Origin of the sequence: Kitasatospora sp. NPDC017646 (genome assembly GCF_044329365.1) — a bacterium.
Taxonomy (GTDB): Bacteria; Actinomycetota; Actinomycetes; order Streptomycetales; family Streptomycetaceae; genus Kitasatospora.
The window spans coordinates 1-2306 of record NZ_JBIRJC010000126.1; the positions used below are offsets into that span (position 1 = coordinate 1).

Below are 2306 nucleotides of genomic sequence, written 5' to 3' on the forward strand. Positions count from 1 at the left end.
CGGCCCGCCCCCCCGCGGGGGGCACCCCCCGCCCCGGCCCCCCCCCCCGGGGGGGGCGGGGGCGCCCCCCCCCCCCCCGCCCCGCGCCCCCCCCCCCGGGGCCCCCGGGCGCGCACCACGACCAGGAGGTCACCCGTGAAGCTTCAACTCGTCCGACGCGCGGTCCCGTTGGTGGCGGCAGTCGCCGCGCTGACGGCGATCCCCACGGCCTCGGCAACCCAGAGCACCCCGGCGAAGCCGGGCTCGCACCAGCAGTTCGCCGTCGGCCCGCAGTACGACACCACCCACGTCTACGTCGCACCCGGCACCCAGCAGGCCTTCGTGGCCAGTTGGACGTCGACCTTCGGCGGCACCACGATCGGGCCGGTCTCCACCCAGGTGACCCCGACCCCCAGCCGGACGCTGTCCGAGCTGGTGGTGTCGCCGGTCGGCACGCTCTCGGTGTTCGACTACACCACGCCCGTCCCGTACCCGTTCGGCACCGAGCGCACCGGCTGGCTGGTGACCGATCTCGACCAGGCGGTCCGCGCCGCCCGCGCCGACGGCGCCGCCGTCACCGTGTCGCCGTTCGCCGACCCGATCGGCCGGGACGCCGTCGTCCAGTTCCCCGGCGGGATCAGCGCCCAGCTCTACGTGCACAACGCCCCGACGTCGTACCCGGCCCTGGCCAGCGTGCCGGAGAACCGGCTCTACCTGTCGCCGGACTCGGTCGGCGCCTTCCTGGACAGCTACCTCGCCTTCACCAAGGGCCGCATCGTCTCCGACAACCGGAAGGCCGACGGCGCCGCGATCGGCCTGCCCGGGACGACGTACCGGCTCATCCGTCTCACCTCCGGTTTCGGCACCACCACGGTCACGGTGACGGACGGCCACCTGCCCAACCCGTTCGGCCGGGAGCTCACCGGCTACGGCGTGCCGGACCTGTCAGCGACCCTGGACCGGGCCAAGGCCGCCGGCGCGACGGTGCTGTGGGGACCGGTCTCGGCGGGCGGCCGAGACAGCGCCATGGTCCAGTTCCCCGGTGGCTACATCGCCGAGATCCACTCCGACCGGTGACCGTCTCCCGGTGGGTGAGCCGCCTGTGCGAGCTCCTGCCACCGGTCTCGCGCATCGCGGACGACCATTGCTGAGCAGCCCCGCCCGCAGGCGCGGGTCCCCGCCGACCACCCCGGTGGCGGGGACCCGCGCCTCCGCCGTCTCGCGGCAGGGGACCGCGGGCCGTTTCGTCGCTCATCAGGTGCGGTTTCGTCGATCGGGGGATTCACCGACCGTAGGGAACCTTGGCCGCGTCATGGATGAGTTCCGCGACCGTGGTCGGTCGGGAGACGGCCACGGCGTGGGAGGCGTCGGGCACCTCGAGGATGGTGGCGCCGGCGCGCTGTGCCGTGAAGCGCTGGATCGACGGGGGCAGCGCCTGGTCGGCGCCGGTCACCAGGGCCCACGAGGGTTTGGTGCGCCAGGCCGCCGCGGTCGGTGCGTCGGTGAGCACCCGCTCGGCGACCGGGCGTTGGAGTGCGGCGAGTATCTGAGCCACTTCCAGGTCGAGGTCGGCCGCGACGAGCGGTCGGAAGGACTCCCTGGGCACGGTGAGTTCCATCGCCTGGTCGGAGTCGTTCGTGGTGAACGCGGACCGCCGCAGCTGTGAGAGGAACGGCGAGGGGGCGAAGCGACTCGCGAGCGCGTGGTAGCTCTCGCCCACGTCGGGGAGGTAGGCGGCCACGTAGACCAGCGAGACGACGTTGGGGGCGGCTCCGGCTTCTGTGATCACGGCGCCTCCGTAGGAGTGGCCGACCATGACGACGGGACCGTCGATACCTGCGACCACGGAGGCCAGGTAGTCGGAGTCATGGGCCAGTCCGCGCAGTGGGTTCGCCACGGCGAGGGCCGTCAGACTGCGGCGGTGGAGTTCGGCGATGACGCCGAACCAGGTGGTCGCGTCGGAGCAGCCGTCGTGGACGAGAACGATGGTGGGCCGGGTGGGGTGCATGGCTGCTGCCTTTCGAATGGCACCGGTGGCGGGGCGCGACGGTCGACGGGCAGTCCGTGTCGCCGACCAACGGGACGGGCGTCAACGGGATGGCCGCGGGTCTGATTCAGGAGGCCGGATCGAGGCCGTCGGTCTGCACGGCGTATGCCTGCCACTCCCGGGGGGAGATCCCGTAGGCATCGCGGAAGGCCCGGCTGAAGTGGGAATGGCTGACGAAGCCCCACCGGTGCGCGACGGCGGAGACACTGGTCTGCCGACGGGACGGGCGCTCCAGCTCCCGGCGGCAGGCGTCCAGCCGTCGCTGCCGCACCCACTGGCC

3 protein-coding genes are annotated in these 2306 nt (G+C 73.3%); 1 reads left to right on the plus strand and 2 read right to left on the minus strand.

What is annotated here, in order from left to right:
* Window positions 1-135: 135 nt before the first annotated feature.
* Window positions 136-1056, plus strand: a complete 921-nt coding sequence (locus ACH4J0_RS43075; RefSeq protein WP_396246643.1) for a VOC family protein — start codon at window positions 136-138, stop codon at window positions 1054-1056.
* A gap of 205 nt (window positions 1057-1261) precedes the next feature.
* Here the strand turns inward: ACH4J0_RS43075 and ACH4J0_RS43080 are convergent, their stop codons facing one another.
* Complete coding sequence (locus ACH4J0_RS43080; protein WP_396246644.1) at window positions 1262-1987, minus strand: alpha/beta fold hydrolase; 726 nt, start codon at window positions 1985-1987, stop codon at window positions 1262-1264.
* Window positions 1988-2093: 106 nt separating this feature from the next.
* On the minus strand, window positions 2094-2306 hold a 213-nt coding region (locus tag ACH4J0_RS43085; RefSeq protein ID WP_396246645.1), incomplete at its 5' end, for a helix-turn-helix domain-containing protein.